The following is a 2,408-nucleotide window of genomic DNA, read 5'->3' as shown; positions in this document are numbered from 1 at the left end:
CCGACGACCCGCTGACGGTGAAGTACACCATCAACCCCGGCCTCACGTGGTCGGACGGCGAGCCCATCAACGCCGACGACATGCTCGTCAACTGGGCGATCAACTCGGGCTACTACGACGACGCCAAGATCGACGCCGCGTCCGGTGAGGTCACCAGCGGCACGCAGTACTTCACGCTCGCGGGCAGCACCGCGGGTCTGGACACGACCGCGTTCCCGACCATCGGCGACGACAACATGTCGATGACCCTCGTCTACTCGACGCCGTTCGTGGACTGGGAGCTCGTCAACCCGATCGGCAAGCCGGCTCACGTGCTCGCCGAGAAGGCCGGCGTCTCCGAGGAAGACTTCATCAAGGTCCTCAAGGACACCCCGAAGGGCAACCCGGACGCTCCCGTCACCCCCAACGCGACCCTGAAGGCCGCGGCGGACTTCTGGAACAAGGGCTACGACGTCACGGCCATGCCGACCGACCAGAGCCTCCTCGTCGCGAGCGGTCCGTTCATCGTGACCGACTTCACCCCCGAGCAGAGCATCACGCTGGGCAAGAACCCCAACTACAAGGGCAGCATGTCGCCCAAGTACGACCAGCTGATCATCCGCTTCATCGGTGACGCCAACGCGCAGGTCACGGCCCTCCAGAACGGCGAGGTCCAGGCCATCCAGCCGCAGCCCTCCGCCGACACGCTGACCGCGCTGAAGAACGCCAACGCCACGGTCCACTCCGGCAGCCAGCTGTCGTACGACCACGTCGACCTGACCTTCGCCGGCGTGTTCGCCGACGCCAACGTCCGCGAGGCCTTCCTCAAGACGATCCCGCGTCAGCAGATCCTCGACTCGATCATCACGCCGATCAACCCCGACGCCGAGGTGCTGAACTCGCAGATCTTCCTGCCGACCGACGGCGACCAGTACAAGACCGCCGTCTCGGCCAGTGGCTACGACAAGTTCGGCGAGCCCGACATCGCGGGTGCCAAGGCGCTGCTGAACGGTGCGACCCCCACGGTTCGCATCCTCTACAACACCAAGAACCCGAACCGTGTCGACAGCTTCCGCGCCATCCAGCAGTCGGCGCAGCAGGCGGGCTTCAACATCGTGGACGCCGGCTCGCCCGACTGGGGCAAGCTCCTCGGTAGCGGCAGCTACGACGTCTCGATCTTCGGCTGGATCTCGCCGGGTGCCGGTAACGCCGCGCTCCCGCAGATCTTCAAGACCGCGGGCGGTGGAAACTACAACAACTACAGCAACGCCACCGTCGACAGCCTCGTCGACGAGAGCCAGGTCACGACCGACAAGGACAAGCTGGCCGACATCAAGGTGAAGATCGACGCTGAGACGGCCAAGGACTTCTACGGTCTGCCGCTGTTCCAGCTCCCCGGTGTCTTCGCCGACAACGGCACCGTCAAGGGCATCGACTACTTCGGTGGCCAGACGGGCATCGTGTGGAACGCGCAGGAGTGGACGCTCGGCGGTTGATGACCCGCTGAATCCCTCGTGAGGCGCCGGAGTCGCTCGGCTCCGGCGCCTCACTTCGTGTGCGTGCGGCGCGCCCCACCCCGGCGCGCGCGCGACTATCCTTTCCAGGACGCCCACAGGCGTCTTCACCCGATCGAAAGAAGTCCTCCCGCGATGGTCGGATTCATCCTCAGGCGCATCGCCGTCTCGATCCTGGTCCTGCTCGCAGCGTCGTTCATCATGTACGTGCTGTCCGCCAACTCCGGCGACCCCCTGCAGGACCTGCGCGACAGCTCCGCCGCCAACCGTGACCAGCTCATCGCCGCCCGTGTCGCGGCCCTCGACCTCAATGTCCCCGTACCGCTGCGGTACTTCCTCTGGCTCGGCGGCGCCGCCGGCTGCCTCATCCCGTTCGCCGGGACCTGCAACCTGGGTCTGACGATCTCCAACGCCGCGGTCACCGACATCCTTCCGACCGCCATCGGGTCGACCCTCCAGCTCGTGACAGCGTCGTTCGTGCTGGCGATCGTCCTCGGCATCGTCGTCGGCGTCGTCTCGGCCCTCCGCCAGTACAGCGGTTTCGACTTCGGTATCACGCTGCTGAGCTTCTTCCTCTTCTCGCTTCCGTCGTTCCTGGTCGCCGTCCTCCTGAAGGAGTTCCTGGCGCTCGGCTTCAACGACTTCCTGGCGTCGGCGACCTCGATCCCGATCTGGCTGATCATCCTGCTGGGTGTCGTCATGGCGATCATCTGGCAGGCCATGATCGGCGGCGACGTCCGCCGTCGTCTGATCGTCGCCGTCGTCTCGGGCCTGGCCACCATCGCTCTGCTGGTGTACTTCGACCTCACCGACTGGTTCCGTCACCCCGGCTTCGGGCCGGTCGGCCTCCTCCTGCTGATCGCCGGAGTCGTCGTGATCACCACGGCGCTCATCTCCGGATGAGCACCGCCGCGC

At 65.9% G+C, this 2,408-nt stretch carries 2 protein-coding genes; both read left to right on the top strand.

All coding sequences use genetic code 11. The features are described 5' to 3' along the window. Positions 1–1,475, top strand: a 1,475-nt coding sequence (locus tag I5G_RS17360; protein ID WP_022880199.1) for an ABC transporter family substrate-binding protein, incomplete at its 5' end; no start/stop codon positions are given. Positions 1,476–1,628: 153 nt separating this feature from the next. Continuing rightward, positions 1,629–2,396: a hypothetical protein gene (locus I5G_RS23280; RefSeq protein WP_022880198.1), complete on the top strand. Its 768-nt coding sequence runs from the start codon at positions 1,629–1,631 to the stop codon at positions 2,394–2,396. Positions 2,397–2,408 lie beyond the last annotated feature (12 nt).

The organism is Microbacterium sp. B19 (genome assembly GCF_000333395.1).
Taxonomy (GTDB): domain Bacteria; phylum Actinomycetota; class Actinomycetes; order Actinomycetales; family Microbacteriaceae; genus Microbacterium.
The sequence above is the reverse complement of the archived record's forward strand: the minus strand, read 5'-3'. Positions and strand labels throughout refer to the sequence as shown.

What these genes read in the sequence shown, in the direction of transcription:
- I5G_RS23280 (WP_022880198.1), top strand. Translation starts at nt 1,629, where the DNA reads ATGGTCGGATTCATCCTCAGGCGCATCGCCGTCTCGATCCTGGTCCTG.